Origin of the sequence: Paenibacillus whitsoniae (assembly GCF_003955665.1) — a bacterium.
Lineage (GTDB): Bacteria > Bacillota > Bacilli > Paenibacillales > NBRC-103111 > Paenibacillus_E > Paenibacillus_E whitsoniae.
Genome location: NZ_RXHU01000093.1, coordinates 1 through 684, shown reverse-complemented (window position 1 = coordinate 684; position 684 = coordinate 1). Strand labels below are relative to the sequence as shown.

At 42.1% G+C, this 684-nt stretch carries 1 protein-coding gene; it reads left to right on the top strand.

The window, feature by feature from the left end; all coding sequences use genetic code 11:
* On the top strand, nt 1-208 hold a 208-nt coding region (locus EJQ19_RS32260), incomplete at its 5' end, for a hypothetical protein (RefSeq protein ID WP_206438496.1).
* Nucleotides 209-684 lie beyond the last annotated feature (476 nt).

Below are 684 nucleotides of genomic sequence, written 5' to 3'. Positions count from 1 at the left end.
GGAACTAATGTTTAAGTTTGGAAGTAAAACGCTAGTCATGGCTTTTGAATGTGTAGTGTACTTGGTTGAAATCCGGAAGCACCAATTAAAAAAGGCTAGGGAAATATCTCTAGAGCCTTTTCGTTCTTGCTCCTGGGGCATCATCATGGATATAATAAAATTAACTTTATTAGGCACTCCGCCGGGTAGGGATAAAACTCCGATGTGAGGTCGGGTAGGGTTACCCGGGAACGTCGTATGTGATAAGAAATAGCTTACCTGCGATGATCGCACGGAAATGACGCAAATAAGCCGTTACCCCTTATTGGGAAAACGGCTTCCTTTGCGTTGGCTAGCAGCTTAGCGCGGCGCATGAATTCATCATGAGTAATTTCTTTCCGTAGGCACTGTTTACTTAATTCTTCGCCACCTTCTGGCAAGTCTTTGACCTTCTATTTCAAGGTTTGCAACTGTCTTTCTCAACGCCTTTCCAATCTCGTCCAAATTTTAGGTAATTGAGGTGGAAACAGTATATGAATATCAAAACACTATTTATTGTTATCCTTTACGTTGTATCAATAATACTTACTATTGAACCAGTTACTGGCCTTGCAGCATAGCTTAATGAGGCTGCCCGACCAATTTCGCGGCAGCCTCACTTATTTGTTCCTGAACTAACGTTCCCAGTTAGTCATAATGAACGAG